Annotated in this window: 9 protein-coding genes; all 9 read right to left on the reverse strand. The window is 47.6% G+C overall.

The window, feature by feature from the left end:
* Positions 1 to 2: 2 nt before the first annotated feature.
* The 9 genes from RUMAL_RS21095 to RUMAL_RS19750 all read right to left on the reverse strand — a co-directional run bounded on the left by RUMAL_RS21095 (position 3) and on the right by RUMAL_RS19750 (position 23,443).
* Positions 3 to 8,813, reverse strand: a complete 8,811-nt coding sequence (locus RUMAL_RS21095; RefSeq protein WP_013483842.1) for a helicase-related protein — start codon at positions 8,811 to 8,813, stop codon at positions 3 to 5.
* Between the two features lie 45 nt (positions 8,814 to 8,858).
* Positions 8,859 to 9,065, reverse strand: a complete 207-nt coding sequence (locus RUMAL_RS19715; protein WP_013483843.1) for a hypothetical protein — start codon at positions 9,063 to 9,065, stop codon at positions 8,859 to 8,861.
* 139 nt (positions 9,066 to 9,204) lie between these two features.
* On the reverse strand, positions 9,205 to 11,241 hold the full coding sequence (locus RUMAL_RS19720; protein WP_037305170.1) for a DNA topoisomerase: 2,037 nt from the start codon (positions 11,239 to 11,241) through the stop codon (positions 9,205 to 9,207).
* A 44-nt stretch (positions 11,242 to 11,285) separates the two neighbouring features.
* Positions 11,286 to 11,837 (reverse strand): hypothetical protein, encoded by a 552-nt coding sequence (locus RUMAL_RS19725; protein ID WP_013483845.1) that lies wholly within the window; start codon positions 11,835 to 11,837, stop codon positions 11,286 to 11,288.
* A gap of 69 nt (positions 11,838 to 11,906) precedes the next feature.
* A complete protein-coding gene (locus RUMAL_RS19730; RefSeq protein ID WP_013483846.1) occupies positions 11,907 to 18,236 on the reverse strand; it encodes an MSCRAMM family protein in 6,330 nt (2,109 codons plus the stop codon).
* Positions 18,233 to 18,583, reverse strand: a complete 351-nt coding sequence (locus tag RUMAL_RS19735) for a hypothetical protein (RefSeq protein WP_013483847.1) — start codon at positions 18,581 to 18,583, stop codon at positions 18,233 to 18,235. The genes RUMAL_RS19730 and RUMAL_RS19735 overlap by 4 nt, the downstream gene beginning before the upstream one ends.
* Positions 18,580 to 18,840 (reverse strand): hypothetical protein, encoded by a 261-nt coding sequence (locus RUMAL_RS19740; protein WP_013483848.1) that lies wholly within the window; start codon positions 18,838 to 18,840, stop codon positions 18,580 to 18,582. The genes RUMAL_RS19735 and RUMAL_RS19740 overlap by 4 nt, the downstream gene beginning before the upstream one ends.
* Positions 18,840 to 20,540 (reverse strand): hypothetical protein, encoded by a 1,701-nt coding sequence (locus RUMAL_RS19745; RefSeq protein ID WP_013483849.1) that lies wholly within the window; start codon positions 20,538 to 20,540, stop codon positions 18,840 to 18,842. The genes RUMAL_RS19740 and RUMAL_RS19745 overlap by 1 nt, the downstream gene beginning before the upstream one ends.
* A gap of 53 nt (positions 20,541 to 20,593) precedes the next feature.
* Positions 20,594 to 23,443, reverse strand: a complete 2,850-nt coding sequence (locus RUMAL_RS19750; RefSeq protein ID WP_013483850.1) for a VirB4-like conjugal transfer ATPase, CD1110 family — start codon at positions 23,441 to 23,443, stop codon at positions 20,594 to 20,596.
* Positions 23,444 to 23,483 lie beyond the last annotated feature (40 nt).

The raw sequence follows: 23,483 nt of genomic DNA on the forward strand, positions 1-23,483 counted from the left end.
CATCATCTCCTATTCGATTTTGTAGGTGTACTAACATTTGTTGGCGGATTTAACACTGTGACCTTCGGCTTGTAGTTCGGCATATCCGCTACCTCCTCGACTACCGACGGGATAGCGTCATCACCCTTGCCGCTGCTGAGTGCCTCATTCACTACATCGAGCCTTGCCAGCTTTTCGGCAAGTTCATCGGCTCTGTCAAAGGGCTTTGTCAAGTTCTCTTTTGCTTCGGCAAGGTTAGCCTTAGCCTTTTCAATGTCATTCTTATACTGCACAATACGTTTTGCTATCTCGTTCGCCGCAAGGTTTTCTATACGGCGCATATTGCCCTGTTTGTTCTCAAGATTGACATCACAGGTATATTTCAACGAACCGCAAAGAGATATGACGCACGGTGCGCCCTGGTCGAAGAAAGTTAGATTTTGCGGGTTCTTTTCAAGCAGAAGATCGAAGCCGAAATAGCTGCCGACTCTCATGCTTTCTCCCGTAGTTGAAACCTTGATGATAGCCTTTTCAAGAGCTTCTCCGGCTTCATCACGAACGTGTTCACTTGTCGCTTCGGAATAAACCTTTCCGTCAATTTCTATCTGGAAAGCGGTTCCATCGGGATGATTTACGCTAAACTGTGCTATGTCGGCAGAAGCCTTTTCAAGATAAGTAGAATACTGTTCGATACGCTGCGGCAAAGTGCGCTCCGCCTGCTCCTGATACCGATACAACGATTTCTTGTACTCCGCTTCAAGCATTTTGAGCGTTGCAACATCGTTGTCAAGCTGAATTTTCTCCTTTATCATGGGATTGCCCGAAGCGATAGCCTGCATTTCGGAGTATGTCAGCACCATCTCGTCAACGTCCTCGGATACACGAACAGGGTCTTTTGAGGTCATTATCTGATTTATGAACTTCGCCTTGTTGGTAATAATGCCCATCATGTAGGCATCGAACGTATTTTCGGTTAAATAATGATAGATACCGACCTCCTTGAACATATTGCCCTGACGTACTCCACGACCGTCCTGCTGAGTAAGATCCGCAGGCTTCCACGGAATATCCAAGTGGTGAATAGCGCATATCCTGTCCTGAATATTTGCACCCGTGCCGAGTTTCGAGGTCGAAGCCAATATGAAACGCTTTTCGCCCTGCCGCAGCTGCTCGAACATTTCTGCTCTTGCTTTGTCGTTCTTTGCATCGCCCGCAAAACAAATCTCATCACGGGGAATGCCGCGCTTTACAAGATCGTCCTTTATAGCTTCATAAATTGAGAAATGCTCTGCGTCCTCGTTGATAGCTATATCACAAAAGACTATCTGAACGCCCCTCTCCGCCATTGTGTTGTTATAATTCTCCACCAAAATATCCAACAGCTTATTCACCTTGCTGTCAGGTGCCGGAACTGCTTCCGGGTTCATACAGCGGCAGTCAAGACCTAAAAGACGTGCTTCGTGCGTGATGCGGAGCATATTATCCTCACGGGGATCCACGCCGCCGCAGTGTATCATTTCGGCTCGCTGTGCAAGCTGTTCCATGTACTCCTTTTGATACTCGTCGGGTTTCGCAGAAATAACGATAGGCTTTCCGGTTTTAAGATCGGGTACAGGCAGCTTTATCATGTCGGGGGTCTGAATATCTGCAAATTCTTTGTACATCAACATCAATTCGGGGATATTCACAAACTTTGAAAAACGGTTTTTCATCTGAAATCCGTTGCCCGCAGGCTTGATCTCCAACTGCGATACGACCTCACCGAATGTTGATGCCCAGTCATCGAATGTTTCAAGACCTGCCTTTTCTAAGAGATCGGGACGCAGGTATCTTTGCATAACATAGAACTCGACCATACTGTTCGTGCAAGGTGTTCCCGTGGCGTACAAAATGTTGTTACAGCCGTACTTGTCGTTCAGATACTGCGTTTTCATCAACATATCCTCCGACTTCTGCGCGGCAGTCGTCTGAACGCCTGCAACATTCGACATTTTTGTTGCGACAAAGCAGTTTTTGTAGTAATGCGCCTCATCGCAGACAAGATAATCGAAACCGAGCTTTTCAAAACACAGGCTGTTATCCTTTTTAGATGACATCAGCTTTTCAAGATGCTCCTCCAGCTTCTTTTTCTGACGCTCCAGTGCCTTAACGGAAATTCTGTCAGAACTATCCACTTCTTCAAGCGCAGCCATCAGTTCATCAAGCTCGCGCTCCATAAACTGCTGCCGGTACTCGGTGGACATAGGTATTCTTTCAAACTGATTGAACGACATAATGACAGCATCATAGTCGCCCGTGACACACCTTGCAATAAACCGCTGTCGGTTTTCCTTTGTGAAATCCTCGGGTCGGGCAACAAGCAGTTTTGCGTTAGGATACAAACGTATCCATTCGCTCGCCATCTGTAAAGTCAAGTGCTTCGGCACTACCACGCAGGCTTTTGAGATAAGACCAAGCCTTTTCTTTTCCATAGTGATAGCGACCATTTCAAAGCTCTTTCCGGCACCAACACAGTGAGCCAAAAGCGTATTGCCGCCCAGCTTACCACGCATAATAGCATTGTTCTGATGCGGACGCATCTGTATCGCGGGGTTCTTTCCGGGGTAGGTCTGATGTGAACCATCATACTCTCTGCCCCTGATAGCGTTGAAAAGATTATTGTATCGCTCAACATATTTTTCACGCCTATCCATATTCTCCCAAAGCCAAGTTCTGAACGCTTCCTTGATGACACGAGCCTTGTCCTTTGCAAGCTGTGTTTCCTTCGCATTGATCTCATACCAGACTCGCCCGTCCTCCTCTCGCTTATCACGGACAACAATATCGCGCTGATTGAGCAAGTTCTCCAGAATATGATAACTGCTCATACGGCTTGTACCGTAAGTCTGCGTTGCCGCTACCGACCTGTCCTGATACCTGCCGTCGATCTTGTATTCGCCCATTCGGGTTCGGGTGATCGGGTGCGAATAAATATCTCCTTTGAGGACCTCCCGCATAAAACGGTTATAGTCCTCAACATCGACCCAGTTTGCACCGATCCTTACGGATATTTCCGACGCTTCGAGGTCTTTTGGAACAACCGCTTTCAGGGCTTCTACATTACGCTCAAAGCTGCTGTCGATATGCTTTGAATATTCCTCGGCAATCCTCAGCTTTTCACGGACGTTACCCGAAAGATACTCGCTTGCGTCTTCGTATCCCGAAAGAGGATCATTGTCCTTTACCTTTTGAGGATTTCTGTAAATATCCGTTCCAAGTTCCGAAATTATCTCGTCAGGCTCAACGCCTACAAGTTCAGCCATAAATGCAATATCCACTTTACCCTTTCGGTCAATGGATATTTGCAATGCCTCCTGCGGTGTTTCGCACGATACGATTTCCACCTCCGGCATTATCGTGCGCTTTGAAAATATCTCCGCTTTCTCCACCGTCTTTTTCTCGGTGTCCACTATTTCAAGAGCCGCCAAAGTATTGTAATCATCATCATGCTGAAATACTCTTTCGTTGGCACGGTCTGTAATTGCTCCGTATGCTCTCTTGAAGCGGTCATAGGTATAGTTGAGTTCCGCTTGCAGCTTTTTCAGTTCAGCATCATCGCAGCCCCTTGCCTGTGCATCAATTACCGCCATAGCCTTTTGACGTATCTGGTGCATACCCATCATTCTGTCGAGGGTCTTGCCGGTTTCCTGCACAGCGATCATAATCTCGTTTTCTCTGAAAAACAGCTTGCCGTTGACAACAGTGTGGGTGTAATTTCTTACGGTCGGGTCGGCGGGAATAATTTCAATATCCTTCTTGCCTTCCTCGACGATTTTCACCGTTTCGATCTTACCCTTGATTTTTGATATAGCCGCCTGTAACTGCTCGGACAGGGGCTTGCTATCGTCCGGAATACAAGTAGTGACACGGCTGTCATCGCCGTACTTACCCTTCATGCGCTCGTCCCAAGCCATAGTTCCGAGCACCATGTCAGGGTTATCGACAAAATACTGATTGCAGGGTATGCCGTCCGCTGTTTGTCCGAAATGTACCCATGAGGGTATCTCTACCGTCAGCGTTTCACGCTTCTGGAAGAACAGAATATCCGTTGTGGTCTCCGTGCCTGCGTTCTTTTTGAAAGCATTGTTCGGCAGTCGCACTGCGCCTAAAAGGTCACAGCGTTCTGCAAGATGACGGCGAGCTTTATCGTTTATCTTGTCCATTGTGAACTTCGATGTTACGATAGCGACCACGCCGCCGGGTTTTACTTTGTCAATGCTCTTTACGGCAAAATAGTCATGTATCTTCAAGCCGAGTTTGTCATAAGCCTTGTCAGATACCCTATAATCACCGAACGGGACGTTACCAATAACAACGTCAAATGAATTGTTATTAAATCGGGTCTTTTCAAATCCGGTGATCTGTATTCTGTCCTCGGGGTTCAGAAGCTGTGCTATTCGACCCGAAATGCTGTCCAGCTCCACACCGTACAGCTTAGAACTATCTCTTATGTCATCGGGCATTTTAGCAAAGAAATTGCCGACACCCATTGACGGTTCAAGGATATTGCCACCCTCGAAGCCGAGCTGTCTGAGAGCCTGAAATACGCCGTCCGTCACTTCCGGGGGCGTGTAAAAGCTTGTAAGCGTTGACTCCCTCGCCGCCTTGTATTCATCATCCGAAAGCAGCGACCGCAGCTCCTGCTGTTCCTCCTCCCAGCCCGTCGGTGCGGCATCGCCCAGGTTGCCACCGATACTGTCCGCAGCAAGATCGGTCACGAACGCTTGTGGAATACCGCCCCAGCCGACGTATCCGGCAAGTATAGACTGTTCCTCGGGCGTTGCATAGCGGTTCTCGGCTTCTATCTTTTGAAGCGTTTTTATAGCTTCGATATTTGCCTTGAATTTCGATTTTGCGCCACCCTGAACAATATCGCCCTCGTTGAAATGGTAAGTGATAGGTGTGCCGCTTTTAGGAACTACGGGGACAGCGGTTATTCTTTCGGGCGCATTTACAGCCACCTTTTTTGGCTCTGTTTCTGTCGGTGTTTCTTCTGCTCTTTCTGCCACAGGTGCTTCATCGACCTCGGTGTAGTCAACGTCAATAACCTCAGCGGCTTCATTAGGAAGATTTGCGAAAATATCCGCTTTCAGCTGTGCCAGTTCCCGAGGAATATCAAGGCTCACGTCCATATCGACCAGCGCCATGAAGTGGTTGTAGTCCTCCACCTCGGCAAGTGCGTTGCTTGTTGTAGCCAGTATCTCCGCCGCAGCGGTCAGCAGGCTCATGCTTTCTTCCATCTCCCATACGCCGCCGTCGGTAAGCGTGAGATCGGGGGCATAAACAGAATACGAAATACCCTCATCGGTCTGGTGCAGTTCTATGAATGATTCATCACGAATATCCATATATACTGCCTGCTCCTGCTCTGCCGCCTGTCCAGTTATCTCGACCGGGATACCCATATCCTGCGCCCGCTGTATGAGCTTTTCTACGGGCTTCTGCTCAACGGCAGTAACGCCCTCAGCAACGATACCCTGTTCACCAAGAAATTGAAGTGCTTCATGATAACGTCTGCGCTCGTATTCCTTTTCAAAGCTATCGTAGCTGTCCGGGTCATAGTCCTGAACTATGCGCTTGCAGTCATGAATTTTACTGTCAATATCCTTTTGAGTAATATATTTACCCTCGGATACAAGCCGTGAAATGCGCTCTACGACTTCATTCCACTTCATAAGGGTCTTAGCGTCCGGTGTGCCTATTTTTTCGCCGCGCACATAAGCGATACCCTTAGAATCGTGCCATTCATCACCTCCGCGCCTCGAACCGCCGCCCGTGCCGTACTCATTTTTGAGGAACTTAATCTGCTCGGGCAGGGTGTGAGACTCCTTGAAGTATTTTTGTATCCTGAACTTACCGTCCGAATAGCCACTGCCAAGTCCAAGCAGAGCGTCTTTCTCTCTTTCGGAAATGAAATAGTGACCCTTGAAAGCAAAATCGGGTTTTGTGACAAACTGCCTGCGCTCTATTTGTAAGTCTTTCAGACGATACAAAAGTTCTTTCGGCTTATGGAAGTGGAAACGCAGAATATCCCTGTTTTGCTCATAATCGTTCACAAGCTGTGTAAGCCCGTCTATGTATGATTGCAGGGTATCCTTGTCCAGCAGTGCGATTTTTATTCTCTCGGTGCTTTCAGGGAAACCGCCCTTGAACATATCTTTCGGAATAAAATACTCGTAATTGTCGTAATCAATATCCTGATGCAGATACCAAAGCCTGTCGGCTATATCCTTTATCTCCTTTTCGGCTGCACCGTCAATAATATCCTGCGAACAGAACTCGCCGTTTTCAAGAAGATCATTTATACGCCTTGCGGCTATGAGCCAGGGTATCTTTGAGTTCGGGATACCGTTTTCATCAACATTATCCCCAAGAGTTATCTTAATTCCGAAATCATCGAACCACGATGATATATGTGCTGTCTTTGAAAAATCGGGCGTATTGTAGATATATCCGCGCCCATCATTACCGAACTCCTTACGCAAAAATTCGGAGTTTTCCTCGTCCGTCTTTCCCTTTTGGAACTGTGCCACTATCCTTGAAAGCGATCCACGCTCAGGACTGCCGCAGCGAAGAACATAATATATCATGTCATTGCTTATAGCCCTGATCGACGTGTCAACATTGAGCAATTTCTTCGGTTCTTTTTCCTGCGACTTCTTCTTGGCAGTCTTTACTGGCTCCGGCTCCCCGAAGAACGAAAGCTGCTCCGCACCTTCGTTATCATCTCTGTCAAAATCATTGACGGGCGCAGGAGTATCTATATCTTCATCGGATATTTCTTCCTCTGTTTCGTCCTCAGCTTCAAATTCCTCTGTCAGTTCCTCGAAATCGTCAATATCTTCCTCGGGCTCGGGATATTTCTTTTCTTCGGTCGGCTCTGCAAAAATCGGCTCATCTATCTCCGATACAGCGGTATTAATCAGCAGCCCGCGCTCAACCATATCAGCATAAAAGCTCTGTACCAGATCCCAGCTAAAGCCTGACTCCATAGTGCGGGTGAGAAAACTGCCTTTCCAGATGTGGATACCCTCGTCATACGTCTTGTAGCCATAGCGAGTATCTTCGTTATCGCCCAGTAACAGTTCCGAGTAGTCGGAATTGAATATCTGCTTAACAAAAGCCACACGCTCATCATGGTCGGTGTTGTTCTCGAAAAATGCCGCTATCTGATCTCTTTTTATAGCAAAGAACTGGTCATTCCGCAGTATCCCGAAGATTATATTTTCATCGGTAATGGGCGGCAATTCAGTTGTAATAACAGCTTCGTTCTTGACGATAACTGTATCGTCCTGCGGTTGATTATCGATTATGCTTTCGACTTCTTCCTCAGTCGGTTCGGATAAATCTACTTCGGGAACTTCCTCCGGAGGGGTTATATCCTCGACTATCTCTGTCGGGAATACCGGCTCCATATTGGTCGGTATCTCTATGCCCGCATAAGGACTTGTAGCAGGCTCGGCAACCGTCACTTCGGGCGGCTGCTCTGTTTTGACCTGCTCCTGCTCACGCATACGGAGTGCGTTTTCAATGAGGAGAATTATCTCCGCCTGCTGTCTTTCGGAATACTTGTATGCTTCGTGTTTCCTGAAAAACTCTACAATATTTACATCGGTATCAAGGAAATCCGCAAGAAAACGCCCTGCTATTTCATAGCTATCAGGGCGGCGGTTGAAGTCGCTCTGAAGATAACGCTGGATAAGGGCATCGGCTGTCAGCTTCTCAGCTGATACACTATCTCCTCCATTATCCGGTGTTCTATCGTCAGAAGTCTTGTTTTCTCCCACGCCTGCATTTCGCTGAATGTCACGGGGCGAGGGTTCTCTTTTCGGTAGAGTGCGTCCAGCTCTTTGAAGCGGCTCTCTGCCAGTCTGTCTATCTCCCTCGGAATTATGTTCCACCTGCCCGTTACTATCAGCACCGTCACCTCGGTCGGGTACTCCGTGCGCACCCAATCCTGCCACATTCTGCCCCACCTGCCTATCGGGGTTTTCAGCAGTTCTATCTCCTGCGGATTGCCGCTGTATGCTACCTCTGCTAACATCTGTCCGGTCGGGCTTTGTCTGTAATTCATGCTCTTTTTCTCTCCTTCGTCTTAAAATCTGTATGACCTCGCGCTCTATTTCAAGCAGGCTGTCCTTAGCCGACCTCTGCACCAAATCGCAGAAGCGGATAACGTCACGGGTGTCCTTGAAATAATCAGCGGCATTGAGGTTTATGTTCCCCGAAAGCGGCATACCGCCGTTCTGCTCGCAGCGATTTGCAATTACGAAGCGAACTGCCGACACGACAGAACGCTGATAATCTGCAACAGCTTCCTGCGGCATATCTATCTGCGAAATAGTGTACTGCATTTCCGAGTTATGAGCCTTGATGTTATCCACGGCAACAGCGGCAAGAGCTTCATGAATATCTCTGCACTCCCTGCCGTATTTTTCCGAGATAACATCAACAAGCTCTCCTGCTACATCTTCTGTCAACTGCCAGCCGTTCGGAACAGGCTTGCCGTTAGTCTGTGAGATGTCAAACAGGTGTCTGCACCTATCACCCTCGCCGAATACTGCAATACTGTGTGCGCCCCTGTTTACAAATCTGCCGAGCTTGTTCCATGTTTCAAGCTCCGCGACTTTTGTGGCGTTAGGGTCATGGTAGAACACAAGTGCCGCGTCGGGAAATCCCATCTTATAGAGAGAAGCCGAAAAACGCAGGAAACGAGCTAAAGTCTGCTTGTCCCGTCTTAGCCTTTCGGTCACTTCCGACCAGTTGTAGCATACGCTTTGATACCGATTATTCAATATTAGTTGTCTCCTTTCTCGCTCCTGCGCTTATATTTCAGTTAATCAGGAATATATCCTGTCAAAATCGGGAATGTCGGCGCAAGTATCGCTGTCCTCATCGTACATGACACAGCGCTTGCAGCCGCCCGCCATCTCCCCGTCATTCCAGCCGTCATCGTAGCCACTGTTCTTGCCAAGCTTATAGGCTATAGTGAGCGCAGCCGTGTTTACTGCTATACAAATAAGTGTTTTTATGACATTCTTTCTCATAATATCGTCCTCCTCGAATTTTTGGTTCCCTGTATGATTTTATTATTTTCGCTGTATGATTTCCGAATACCTATTGACTTAAAAAGCCTGATGAGGTAAAATAGATATGTGGGATAACGTACCCGAAGGTACATCATCATCACTCCTCCTTTGGCTTGCGTCTGCGCGTCTTTGCGTACTCCACAAACTTGAGGTTGACATACTCACCGCTGTCATCAAGCTCAAACACAGCAGCATACTTGTTGCCCTTGCTTGAAGTACAATTACGGAGCGTCACCTTGCCGTTAGCAAGCAGCTCGCTTATCTCGGCAGCCTTGTAATTTCTGCCGATACGCTTGTCATGCTTGTAAATGAAGAAATCGCAGTCCTCACCATTGGAGCAGAAAAACGCCTTCTTACCCTCACGGATAGGGCTGCCGCACCACGGACACTTGCCGATCTCGACAGGCTGTTCTGCCGCAGTATCTGCATCCTCCATATCTTCGGCAGCGGTATCCACCGTCACCTCTTCGCTTTCGATCACATCATTCACATTCTTGATTATTTCACCCATAAAGTCCTCCTCTCCGCACTTGCCCGATTCTATGTCAGAGAGCATCTGTTCCCAGTGTGCAGTAAGCTCCGGTGACTTGATATTTTCGGGAAGCGCATTCACATAATTTTTACCGAAATCGGTAATGTATAACTGCTTTTTCTTGCGGTAAATGTACTTTGCAGAAATAAGACCTTCGATAATAGAAGCTCTTGTCGCAGGCGTCCCAAGACCGCGCTCTTTAACAAAAGGCTTTAAATCCTTATCGTCGATGCGGCGGTCAATGTTCTCCATAACAGCAAGCAAACTTGCTTCGGTGAAGTGTGCAGGCGGCTTTGTCGAGCATTCGCGCACCTCAGCACTGTTTACAAGAACAGCCTGCCCCTTGTCATAAGAGATCATCGCCCCGGTGTCCCTGCAATTGTTGTATGCTCTCCACCCAAGCTCGATAGGCAGCTTGGTCGTGAGCTTAAATATCTCACCCTCGACCTCGAACTCATAACGCTTTTCAAGATAGGTGTAGGGCATATCAAGCGCCGACAAAAAACGGTTAATGACAAGAAGAACTACCTTCTTTTCCTCCTCGTTAAGGTCAGATGAATCCAGCCAACCTATAAGGTTTGTAGGGATAATAGCATGGTGGTCGGTTATCTTCTCATTGTTCACGACCCGCTTATCAAGGTTAAGCCCCTGAGAAAGCAGTTTGTCCGTCCTCTCCTTATCGTAGCTTGCAAGGCATTTCACAACACTTTCGGCATAAGGCTTCATATCCTCGGAAATACAACAACTGTCTGTCCTCGGATATGTCAGCAGCTTCTTTTCGTATAAGCTTTGTGCCGCTTTCAAAGTAGCCGCCGCTGTCATGCCGTATATGTCATTTGCTTCTCTCTGTAATGATGTCAGGCTGTGAAGTAATGGGCGGTTCTCTTTCTTTTCCTCTCCGACCGCAAAGCATACAACAGCCTCCTTGCCGCTGCATTTGTTTGCAACAGCTTCGGCTTCCTCTCTTGTGTCAAAAGTACGGGAACACTCTGCACCGTTATCAAGAACCACCTTGAAATACGGCTTTTTCTCGAATGCCGCTATCTGCGCTTCACGCTCGGCAATGATGTTGAGAACAGTATTCTTGACCCTGCCGGACTTGTGGTGCTGATCTGTTTTAAGGCTGTAATATCGGGACAGATTCATACCGAATATCCAGTCGGATTTTGCTCTGGCGTATCCCGCACGATACATATTATCGAAAACAGATGAATCCATAAGATTATCCATACCGTCTTTTATCGCTTCATCTGTAAGAGAGCTTATCCACAGCCGCTTGACGGGCTTTGTGCAGCCAATATACTGATAAATATATCTGAATATGCACTCGCCTTCGCGCCCCGCGTCACAGGCATTTATGATCTCGGTCACATCGTTACGGAGAAACAGATTTTTAAGAAAAGCTATCTGCGAACCGTAACCATTTATAGGAAACAGTTTGAAATCGGGTATCATGGGCAGGTCTTTCAGCGACCACTTTTTGTAGCCGTAGTCCTCCGGATAGCCGATACTCACCAAATGACCTATTGCATTGGTGACGATATATCCGTTACCATGCCAGTAGAAACGCTTGCCCTCGGAAATCTTTTCGGTTGCTCCCACGCAATAGGCGGTCGTCAACGCGACGGAGGGCTTCTCACAAAGTATCAGGCGCAAGGGAAATCACACACCTTTCCGAGAAACTCCCTTGCGTTCCTGAGCCTGTCCGCAAGCTGAACGCCGAGAGCGATCATAAAGTCTATCGTGCAAAAGTCCTCTATGTAGTCACACTCTACACGATAAACGGAAGTCATATCACGGTCGGAAACAGTAACAGAATACACGGGGATCACCATGTCGGCATTGACGTCATAGATAATATCATAACCGCGCTCGATGAGCTTTTCACCATCATCGGTTGCAGAAATATCTGTCTGAATGGTCGCAAGGTGTACCGCCTCGCAGCTTATAACACTGTTGTTTACGGCGTCATCCGGCATATAATTCTTTTCGCACTCGCCCTTGATCGTCAGATCGTATCTGTTTATACAGGTAACGGGCAGAACGCCGTTTCTGATGCCGCGAAGCTGGGCGAAAACCGTGTCAAGCATATTTCTCACTTCCTCGTCCATATACTCATACTGGCACTCGTCCTGCTCCATGCAGAAGTTGAAAACCGCGTCCATCAGCTTGTTGGTCATAGTTATAAATCTCATCATATATTATTCCTTTCAAAATAGGTGATAGCTCCCTGCGGAGAGCTCCGCAGGGCTATCCGTTTTAAGTTCTTAAAGGTTAGAATAATAGTCCTCGTTCTCGTCGTCCTTATCCCTGCGAATAAGCATACTAACTAAAAGCAGTGCGCCAGCACAAGCAAGGATAATTGCCGCCTTGTTGGAAACTTCGGGCGATCCGGTGTGAGGATTAATTGTGGTCGTACCGCCGCTTGGAGTGTTGGAATGAGGTGTGTCGCTGTGAGGAGTGTCCTCGTGAGGGGTATCTCCGTGAGAGCTGTCATCGCCGTGCGAGTCGTCGTGAGGAGTATCATCATGGGGAGTATCCTCGGTGGGAGTGTACTCGTCATACATAATGACTTCGGTAACGCTGCCGTCCTCGTTGACCTTGAAGGTAATGTCCTGTGCTATCTCATAGCCTTCGGGAGCGATTGTTTCGCGCAGAGTGTATTCTTTGCCGACTATCAGCTTACCCTCGATGATATGTTCCTCGTCGGTAGATACCCATTCCTCAATGATCTCATCGCCGTCAAGTATCTGTAAGGTAGCACCGGGCAGCTCCTCGCCGGTGGTTATATCACGCTTGGAAATATGAACCTTTGTGGTATCGTCATACATAACGACCTCGGTAACAGTGCCGTCCTCGTTTACGGTAAACTCAACGTCATTGGCGATAACATAGCCGTCCGCAGGAACAGTCTCATGCAGAGTGTATGTCGAGCCTGCAATCAGAACAGCCTCGATATAATGAGCTTCATTTGTAGAAACCCATTCCTCTATAACTGTGCCGTCCTTGATTATCTGTAATGTAGCACCCGCAAGCTCTTCATCATTGGTGATGTCACGCTTGGAAATGCGTACCTTTGTGGTATCGTCGTACATAGTCACCTTGTCGATCTCGCCGTTGTCGGAAACCGTAAAGGTAACATCACTCGCAACTACATATCCATCGGGAGAAACTTCTTCATGCAGCGTGTAAGTGCCGCCCGAAATAAGCTGTCCCTCGATGACGTGAGCTTCATTTGTGCTTGTCCACTTGTCGATAACATTACCCTCGCTGTTGATAAGCTGAAGCTCCGCGCCCGCTATCTCCTTTTCTCCGGTAATATCGACCTTTGTGATATGGACCTTAGTGGTATCGTCATACATAACCGCCTTATCAATGGTGCCGTTGTCGGAAACCGTAAAGGTCACATCGTTTGCTACCACATATCCATTGGGAGCATATTCCTCATGCAGAGTATAAGTGCCGCCTGCGGTTAGAACGCCCTCGATGATGTGTGCTTCGTTGGTGCTTGTCCACTCATCAACGGTATTGCCCTCGCTGTCAACTATTCTGAGCTTTGCACCCACAACTTCCTTAGTTCCGGTAATATCGAGCTTGGTGATATGCACCTTTGTTGTATCGTCCACCATAGTAATGGTAGAATTGCCGTTCTCGTCGGTGGAAAGCGCGTCAACATTTTCCACAGTCACTACATTGTTTTCATCAATGCTGAAATTGATTGTTGTTGCGATAACAAATCCGGCAGGGCTGGCTGTTTCTTTCAGAACATAGCTGCCGGCAGGAATATTTGTCACGGTATGGATAGTTCCGTCAGACACCCACTCGGTAAAGATATTGCCCTCGCTGTCAAGTATCTGCATTGAAGCACCTTTCAGCTCGTTTCCGTAAATATCCTTCTTGGATACGTTCAGATGTGTTGCCGAATTTATTGCGGTTATCTCAACAATCTGCTCATTTTCCGAAATAGTAACATCGTATTTCTTATCGCTGAAAACATATCCGGCAGGCGGTGCGATCTCGGTAACGATATATTTTCCGTAGGGAATTTCATCAAAACCGAAATTGCCGTTTTCATCGGAAATCGCAGTAACTATTGCACTTGCCGAATCAAAGGTTTCCGCATCAGCCTTGAACAGACCAAATACAGCGTTAGCAAGCGGCTCGTCATGCTCATTGACCTTAACGCCCTTGACCGACCCTCGCTTTATTTCGTTTACAAAAGTACCGCCGTCAATATCGACTACCTTGGTATCCTGACCTGCATACTCAAAAGTCACGATATGCTTTTCACCGCTGATGACATACTTGTCATCGGTGCTTATCTCCTGAATGTAGTATCTGCCGAAAGGCAGCTTCTGACCAAATCTTACGGTCATATCCTCGCCAACGCTTGCGTAATCCACAAGACCGTCCTTCGGGATTGAAGAACCGTTTTCAGCCACCAGCGGCTCATCGGCATACAGACCGAAAACAACATTTGCAGCATCGGAATTATCTCCAACACCATAAGTATCGTCATGCTCCATGAACTTAGTGAGATGAATTGAAACACCCTGATAATCATTGCTGAAATCAGTATTTACTGTATCTCTGATTGCAACTTCCTGTCCTGCATAGGTCAACTCAACAGTCTGCGGCTCATGATTGTTCACATAGCCGAAAGCCGCCTTTTTCTCGGTCACGGTATATTTTCCGAGATACAGCAGCGGAGTTTCCGCATAGCCCTTATTATCGGTGGTGATAGTTGCCACAACATCGCCCTTGTTCGCTCTTACAGTTCCGTCAGCGGTGATAATATCCTCTGCCGCAGTCACCTCGAACTCTGCACCCGCGAGAAACCCGCTTGCAAAATGAGGAGTGAAGATGTTGTAGCCTGCTTCATGAACAGTGCCGTCCTCGTCTATGGATATAGCAGAACCCAGCGCAGTAACAGCGCTGAAAATCTCGCCCGTCTTGTGAACGGAAATTTTGCCCTGCTGTGAAGTATTGTCAAAGTCGATACCGAGCTTTGTATACTCAAACTCGTTACCTGCGAAGTTGAATGTAAATGTCTTACTATCGGAATTGAGTGTGTAGCCCTCGGGAGCGTTAATCTCGGTAAGGGTATATTCAGCTCCGATATACATTTCAGCGTCACCCGAATCGGCATGACCGTCAGCACCCGTAGTCATGGTGCAGATAAGGTCTCCTGCCTTGTGAAGCTGCTTTGACCCGATAGAGAAATCCTTAGCGGCTCTCACCTCGAAAACAGCGTTAGCCAGCGGCTTTTTTGTGCCGTTGTCCATCTTGTAAACATCAAGCACACCTGTCTGAACATCATCGCTGATCGTCACCTCATGAGGGATAGTCAGCGTGTCAGCTTTCTCGGAAACCGCCGTGAACTTTGTTACATTATTCTTGGGAACAATGTACGGCTCGGGCGCGGAAGTCTCGGTTATAGCGTACTCAAAATTTGGATAGATAGGCATAACCTTTTCATAGCCCTGAGTGCCGTCGCTTGCATATTCTATATACTTTGAAGAAGCAATACCATTTGCGTCGGTCTTAATAGTGCCGATGACCTCGCCTGCCTTCTGAACCACCTTGCCGTTGAACGAAATATCCTCGGTGGGCGCAATATCGAAAGTAACGCCCTTTACGGAATTGTCGAAAACGTCCTTCTTGTGGACTTTCAGGTCAACAAGCTGTAAGGTGTTCGGAATGTCGGCGGTGTAGGTGATTACGGGATTCGTCTTGCTCTCGATGTCGTCAAGAGTGGTGACGATCTTAATCTCCCTTGAAGCGTTGCCGTTCTCATCAAGCATGATGTACTTGTCGTTCTCACGCTCGGTTACGGTGTAAACGTTGGAGAAAGTATCTCCGTTCAGCTTGCCCAGCGGCAGCTCGGAAGCACTTGCATAACCGTTCTTGTCGGTCGTAATAGAAGTGATCGGCTTGCCGTCAAGGGTAATGTCGAAGATGATGCCCTCGATAGAAATATCATTTATTATGTCGTACTTGTTGAGTTCGATTTTCAGCTCATAAGGCTTATCCTTGACCTCATAACCGAAGTCACTGAGCTTCGAGTTCTGGAAAGTATCAAGATCGTTTCCGACAGCATTTTCACGGTTGATCTTGTAATACTCAGTGTCCTGAACATAGCCTGCCGGTGCGGTAATTTCATGCACATAGTAGTCGGTGTTCGGGATAAGGTTGTAGCTGAACTTCGCCTTACCGTCTGCGCCGGTTGTCGCGGTTTTCAGCAGTTTCTTATTGCTGTTGTAAAGACCATAGGTCGCACCCGAAAGCACGGTATCGCTATCGTCTTTCTTGGTGAGAACAAGCTCGTAGTTCACAAGTTCGTTTACGATCTCTGCGTCAGAGTGCAGCTTGTTGCTCTCCAGCTTATTACCAGAAATGGGATAATACTTGCCCGAAGAAATAACGTACTTGCCGCCCTTGCTATCGGTAACGGTATAGCTGCTTGCGGTATCATTCTTCATCACACCGCTGATGTTTCTCTTATCGGAAACAGAGCCGAGAGTGCTGAGATTTACAGCCTTTGATACGTCAATATCATCGTCATAGCCGTAGCCCTTTGCACCGTTCACCTCGATGAAAACTACCTCCTGCGAAACACCTGAACTGTTCAGTGGCAGCAGGTTCAGATACACCTGACCAAAATAGTCGCAAGTATCGGAGCCGGAATAGTTATATCCTGCATCAAACACATAAGCCTTAGAAATATCGGTTGAAGTTCTGCTCATGTCAAAAGTGACATTATGGCTGCTGTCCAGCTTAGTGGGAGCATAATACATTCCGTCCCCTGACTTGTATGCGGTATCATTGAAGTTATTCAGATCATCAAGGTTTCCGCTGAAAGCGTCCTTGGCGGACAGATAGCCGTTAGTCAGGTAACGCATGGTGCTTCCGTCCCAGTAGCCGATGATGAACTTTGTGGTCTTGTAAATGTCAGCAAGTGTCTTAATATCATCGGCATTGTCGGTGGACAGTGCCTTTCCATCACCGTTGTGAACTACCTTATCAAGCGTTGCTGTCCCGACCTTTGCGTCATAGCCCTCCTCATTGTTATTCAGCTTTACTGTTCCCGTGCCTGCATTTGTTGTAAAATCACTTGTAGGAGAGGGCAGGCTTACCGACTTGGAGAGTTTTTCATAGCGGTCATTGTCGGGAACGCTGTACTCGGTGACGGTGTAAGTCCTGCCGCTTGACATTGAAGTAGGCAGGTCGCATACAGTGAACGTACCCTTGTTGTTGGTCTTGCTCAGCGTCTTGAACTTTGTAGCGTTCACGATATTGTTGGTGTAATGGGAAAAGTAATATCCCGTTCCTGCGCTGTTCAGATCTGCTACAACATAATACTTCGTTCCGTTTATCGTAGTCGATACAACGAACGTTGTCTTGTCAAGCAGATCGGACAGCGCAGTTGCCGTGATAGCGTTATTTCCACTGTCGGTGTAGGTCTTTTCGACTGTAAGATTTGGTTCGTTATAGCATCCTATCGCAGTATAACCCTTAACGCTGTCTATTTTGGTTGACAGCAGACAGGTCTGGTAATTGCTGCTTGCAAAAAGCGACTCACTCTCTGTCAAACCACTCATAAGCTGCATTTCGATAGCCGAAGTGCTGTAAACGCCTCCGCTTGAAGTGCTTGTGAAAGGACGCTCCTTTGACCATACCACGAACACCGAATAATCGCCGTCAGCAGAAGTATCTATGCCGTAGTCTGTGCCGTATGTGCCGCTGAAACGTTCCTTTACCATTTCGGTCAGCTTCGACTTGAAGGTGCTGTAATTATGCTCCAGCGCGTCCTTCTTGATGAAAGCGGTCTTGATCTTGAAAGTAGCCTCATAGCGCATTTTATCGGTCTTGAACTTCATAATGCGAGGGTCTTCTTTTGCAAGTGCCGCACTCTTTTCCATTATGCCGGGGAGTGTGTAATGGGACTTTACATCTGCAACTATCGCATTGTACGCCGTTTCAACTCCCGACTTTGAGCACCAGCCGCCCGAAGGATAAGTAAAGTCGTTCCACAGAATATCGCTGCACGTTCCGAACGTTTCGGGAGTATGCCCACGATAGCCGAGTATCAGCTCCCAGATAAGGAGCTGTGTTGCCGCGTAGTAGTTGCCGTTCTTGTGGCTCGAATAGCCGTAATACTGCACCAGCCCCATGTACTTGGCAATATCGCCGTCCGTACCGCCGAGGGAATTCCAGTAGGCAGTCGAATCAGCCTTGAACTTGTCCGAGAGATCGAAAGTATCATACTCGGTAAAGCCATACTGCGTGTACCATGTGCCGGAGGGCGTACCCTGCATTGACTTCGCAGGCTCGATACAAAACGCCCAATCGTTACCCGATGAAGGAACAAAGCGGCATAACTGCTCGCCGTACTTCACAAACTGCCCCGATACGCCGTTTGAATTGGCGTACTTGCTTGTGTAAATAGTCGGATTCACGCTGCTGTCCCATGTGTACCCGATACTGATACCGGAGCTTGCAGCCGACACAGATGTTGCAAGGGTCGATAATCCCATAGCCGCAGCCAGCGCACCGGACACGCCCCTTTTAAAGAGTTTGTTGATCTTAATATTCAATGCTTATCCTCCTGTGATTTATTATCATGGACAGCGGCAGCCGCAGGAACATCTTCCGGCTTTTCCGTTTCGGTGTCCATTTCTTTAGGTGTAGTTTCAGCCGAAAAATCTCCCTTTTCTATCGCAGCATTTAGAGCCGATATATCGCAGCCCTTGTCACGGACTGCCTTGTACAGATCGGCAAACTGCTCTCGCTCCAGCTTTTCTTCAAGCTCCGCTTCTTTTTTGCGGTAGATCTTCAGCATTTTCTTGTGGTACGCTATCAGCCTTACGGTGTTCTCCGTATTTTTTCTTGCACTCGCGAGCTTGGCTGATAGCTTCTCCACCCTCGCCGCTTTATCTGTCATTTCTTACCTCTTTTCGTAATATAATAGTAGCCGCACGCAGAGCCTGCAAGCATGATGCCGTCAAGGACGCTGAATTTCAGCGTATGCAGCTGTGAAGCTATCTCCGGGTCGAATAGTCCTCTGATGACCGTTAAAAGAATAGCCGCCGCGAATACGATAATTACAATGATAAAACGCTTGTCCTTCTTTGGCTCGCTTTCCCTTTCGGAGCTGTCCGTGAACGGAAAGAAATTATTTCTCTTAAAAAATCCGAACATCAGATACCCCCTTGTTCAAGCGCGTAATAGTAAGTCCAAAATAGATTTGTTTCATCTTCCGTAAATCCGAACTTGCCGAGCGCCGTTTCAACATCGTAATTCGTGACCTCGCCCTTGTATATCGTGTGGTCGGGGTTGTCGCAGTAAACGGTAGTCGTTTTTATGGTAATATCGTCCCAGTCGATCTTGTTAAAGCCGTCGCTGTCGATATTATATGTTACCTCCCAGTCGGAACCGCTGACGCCCGCGTCACAGGAGCCGGTTATCGTTCCTCCGTCAGTAGTGGCGATAGTAAGGTCTGTCCACACTGATGATGTATGCTCATAGCAAGTGCCGCGGAAGGAAACAGCATACTCATTTGAACTTGCGATATATGCCGTATTAGATACATAAAAATCACCGTTTGCCGCAGTAAGCTCGGTATCCTCGTCCTTCATGCAGTCGCAGTTGGGACAATATCCCGTTTCGGTGTCCTGCCAGTATTCATAGAATTTCTCTATAACGTCGGCAATGGTTTCATCGGAGATATTGTCGTTTCCGTTTTTATACTCGATAAGAGCCGCCGCAGCAATAACGCCGTTTTCATCGACCGAGATCGAAGTGCTGCCATATTGATTCAGAGAAGTTATCTCACTGCCATCATAGCGGTATTCGGGAGTATAAGTAAACACGCCGTCAAGCTCGGTCTGCTTTGCAGCCTCTATCGCCTGCACCTGTTCGTGATAGCCTTGCAGAAAGATAGTCTTGTCTACGTTCGGGTCTTTCGGATCCATCCATGAAAACATTGAACTGATCGCTGTAATAATCATCGAAAGAAATCCCGACAATAGATTTACGCAAAGCAGTATCAGCAAAGCACCAAGCGCTACGACTATAAATCCCTTTGACGTTATAAGTTTGCCAATAACGCTCGCGGATTTTTTAACAACCTCACCTGCTGCCTTGCCGCCTGCTTTTGCACCGCTTTTTGCAGCCCTCTTTGCATGATTTTTACGGATAATGTTCTCCCGTATCTTACGGATCTTCTGCACGTCCTGCTTGACAGCCTTCGGCGTTTCCTTTATATTTCGTGCAGTCTTTATACCTCCCTGAGCGGCATTGTAAATACCTCGTCCGGCATTCTCGATATATCTGACATCGGTCAGCCCCTGCTTTACAGCTTCCGTTCCGGTATCGGTCGTTGTGGACTTGTCGATCTTGGTTTGCAGGAGTGACTTGCCGCCCTCCCTGACAGCGTTAGATACAGCGCCTTTGGCTGCCGTTCCGATACTGCTAAAAGTCTTGCCCACATCTTTGACCGAACCGACCCTCACACCATTCCTGACCGCTGTTTGTATGCGCCCCACGGTATTTCGAGTGCCGCCCACAGCAGTACGGATAGCACCGCCGCTTTGTATGACACCGCCTGCCGCTTCAAGAGTGCTCTGAACGGTAGTAATATTATTTGGGCTTTCTTCCTCGCCCTTTGCGGTGATATATTTCTTCCGAGCCAGTTTCATCTTTCGACTCTTGAAATAGTCCTTTCTGCGGTCAATATCCCGTAGCTGCCGCAGGCGTTCCTCACGGTTGACGTTCGGATTTTTCAGCACCAGATCTTTACCGCCCCACGCCGTCTGAATGTTGCCATGTTTGACGGATTTAATATGATACCGATTAGCCACGCCAACCGTAGATTTCTTCGTTTCTATACCATCGCGCAAGATACTCTTTTCGGGAGTATCACGCGCCTTCTGCGTTCTTATCTCTATTCAGATCACCCCTTGTTATGGTTGTATTCCGATACCTCATTGAAACTACTGGTCATCAAGCGGTACAAATTGTTCTTCGGGAACTTATCCCTGAACGGAATAATAGAACCGCCGCAGCATATAAGTCCCTGTCCCGAATCGCTGTTTGTAACATATGACAGCAGGTTGTCCGAGATATTGAGTATCTTTGCAAGCTGCACTCTGTCACTTGTCGCCTGATTGAGCATCATAACAAAATCGGTATTGGAAAGCATAGAACGAGCTGTTTCCGATTTCAGCAAGTCCTCAACATTCTGAGTAATGCCCGTAGGAACGCCGCCCCATTTACGCGCTCTCTTGTAAAGCTCATAAAGGAAATTTGCGGAATATTCGTTAGCAAAAAGCAAATATATCTCATCCATATATATCCATGTGCGCTTGCCCTGCGCTCTGTTGACAGTAATTCTGTTCCAAACGTAGTCCAGAACTATAAGCATACCCAGCGTTTTCAGCTGCTTGCCCAAGTCCTTTATATCGTAGGAAACAACACGGTTTTTAACGTCAACATTTGTCTTGTGAGCGAATACGTTCAGATTGCCCTTAATGTAAAGTTCAAACGACAGCGCCAGTCCCTTTGCTTCCTTTTCCGGCTGCGCTTTGAGGTTCTCATAGAACTCCATGAGAGTCGGTATCTTGTCCGGGTCGAACTTGATGAGATACTCGCCATAGGTCATTGTAAGGCAGCGGTCAATAATAGCCTTTTCTTTGGCTGTAAGTCCCTGCTTGCCGACCAGACACTCGCAGAACGAGAGTATGAAATCCGACTTCATTACAAGCGGTGATTCATCATCGGAATAATCTTTCGACATATCCAGCGGATTGATGAAATTGTTGCTCGCAGGGGAAACAAATATCGTTTCTCCGTTTAGCGCCGCAACAAGGTTTGTGTACTCTCTTTCGGGGTCGATGATGATTATATCATCATCGGTAGCTAGAAATACATTCAGCATCTCACGCTTGGCGCTGAAACTCTTGCCCGAGCCGGGGGAACCGAGAATAAAGCCATTCGGGTTTTTAAGCTGTAAGCGGTCAAAAAGTATCATATTATTCGACAGCGCATTCAAGCCGTAGTATTTTCCGTTCTTATGGTTTATTTCTTTTCCGCTAAAGGGCATCAGTACTGCCGTGCTTTCGGTTGTCAGCGTCCTGCGGATTTTGAGCGTACAGTTACCCAGCGGCAGAACGCTTTGCAAGCCTTTCTCCTGCTGGAATTTCAATGTGGAGAGCGAACAAATATGCTTACGCACCACAGCTTCTATTGCTTCGGTGTTGCTTTCAAGCTCCTCCATGTCCTTTGCCGTCACCATTATGATGATATTGTCAAGGAACATTTTCTGGTTTTTAGAACGAAGGTCATCCAAAAGCTCCTCGGCTTCGATAAGACTGTGTTTCAAGTCCTCGTTAATAACGTCCGAAGTGTACCCCGACTGTATCGCCTTTTTCTCAGCTTGCAGCTTGTTCGCCCTCATGGAAGTCAGCTGATGATTTACTATTTTCAGCGCCTTGTACGGGTCAACGGGTGCAATGTTCACAGTGACCATGACATCAAGATTGGTATTCGCAATATCCGTCAGCAGATTGTCTTTCAGACTTGCGGGCATATCCTTGATGAACATGGTGCGGGCATATTTATCGCCCCACATGAAGTAGTGTTTTTTGAACTCCAGATAATCGGGACAGCAGTAGCCGCGCTCCGCCTGCCGCTTGAAATGCTTTGCTGTAAGCTCCGGAATTTCTTCATCAACGTTGCGGAAAATATCCTTGAGTAAACAAATACGCTCATTAGAGGTCAGTGCCTTTATGTTAGAGCCAACCTTCTTGAAAGCGTTCAGCAGTTCAAGATCAATGGTGTTGAACTTGGTCTGCGCATTTTCAAGGTCGGCAGCCTGCAAGGTGACGGTAATATACTTGTTTCTGATGATACCGTTCTGCCCCTGCTCCATTTTCTCGATGAGCATATCGTTATACTCATCGCGGTAGTTATCGTAACCGTCGCCCTTGTGACCGATAAGCACCATGCGCTCGAAATCGGCACGATTGACGCGGTTATTATGTACCGTTATCTGAATGTCGGCGTTAGTATCGAAGCTGTTGAGCACCGAGCAATAGCCTAAGAAAATGCTCTCCTGCTCGTCCTGCTTGGCGATCTGATAATTTATATCCTCAAACTTATATGTTTTGGAATATCGGTTATCGTCCACTTTGAAGATATAGTCGTCGCACACCCTCTGGTATGGCAGAGTTTTCTGCACCGTTTTGGGTACGACACGCTTTTTCTTGATCTTCTTCTGCTTAGGCTTCTTCTTGTTTTCCTCACGAAGCCTGATCTCGTCGCGCTCCTTTGCCGTAAGCGCCGATAATTCGGATTCTTCTTTCTTTTTCTTACCGCGCACCTTTACCATGATTACCGCCGCAGCGATCACCACTCCGAAAGCCCCGGCAAGCAGAGTAAAAGCCTGCGCCTGCTTTGCGTTGAGCGTTATAACGGGCTGCTCCGTAACTGAAGAAACCTCTGTCTCGCTCGCCGTACCCGATGAAAGAACCGTTTCCGCACTCACTTCTCCTTCTGATGAAACTGTCTCGGATATATCTTCTTCCGACGTGTATCCGCTCTCATAAGGTGAAGCTTCGGAATGACCGGAATACGTTGTCTGCGGATAATAGGTCGTGGTCTGCTGTACTCCGGTCTGTGCATAGCTGTCAACTCCCTCATATATGTTATCGGCTGAACTCTGCGGAGAGGTATATGTAACCGGCGCAGCAGTTGTGACCGTTGTGTTTGTAGTAATAGTTTCGGGCGCAGACGCTTCTGACATTGAAGCAGTGGTTACAGTAGTTGTCGCCGTCTTTCGCGTC

The sequence above is a fragment of the Ruminococcus albus 7 = DSM 20455 genome, from assembly GCF_000179635.2.
Classification (GTDB): domain Bacteria; phylum Bacillota; class Clostridia; order Oscillospirales; family Ruminococcaceae; genus Hominimerdicola; species Hominimerdicola alba.

Excerpts from the sequence above, each read along its gene's own strand:
- RUMAL_RS19725 (WP_013483845.1), bottom strand. The coding sequence starts at position 11,837 with ATGATGAGATTTATAACTATGACCAACAAGCTGATGGACGCGGTTTTC.
- RUMAL_RS19750 (WP_013483850.1), bottom strand. The coding sequence starts at position 23,443 with ATGTCAGAAGCGTCTGCGCCCGAAACTATTACTACAAACACAACGGTC.
- RUMAL_RS19735 (WP_013483847.1), bottom strand. The coding sequence starts at position 18,583 with ATGACAGATAAAGCGGCGAGGGTGGAGAAGCTATCAGCCAAGCTCGCG.
- RUMAL_RS19740 (WP_013483848.1), bottom strand. The coding sequence starts at position 18,840 with ATGTTCGGATTTTTTAAGAGAAATAATTTCTTTCCGTTCACGGACAGC.
- RUMAL_RS19715 (WP_013483843.1), bottom strand. The coding sequence starts at position 9,065 with ATGAGAAAGAATGTCATAAAAACACTTATTTGTATAGCAGTAAACACG.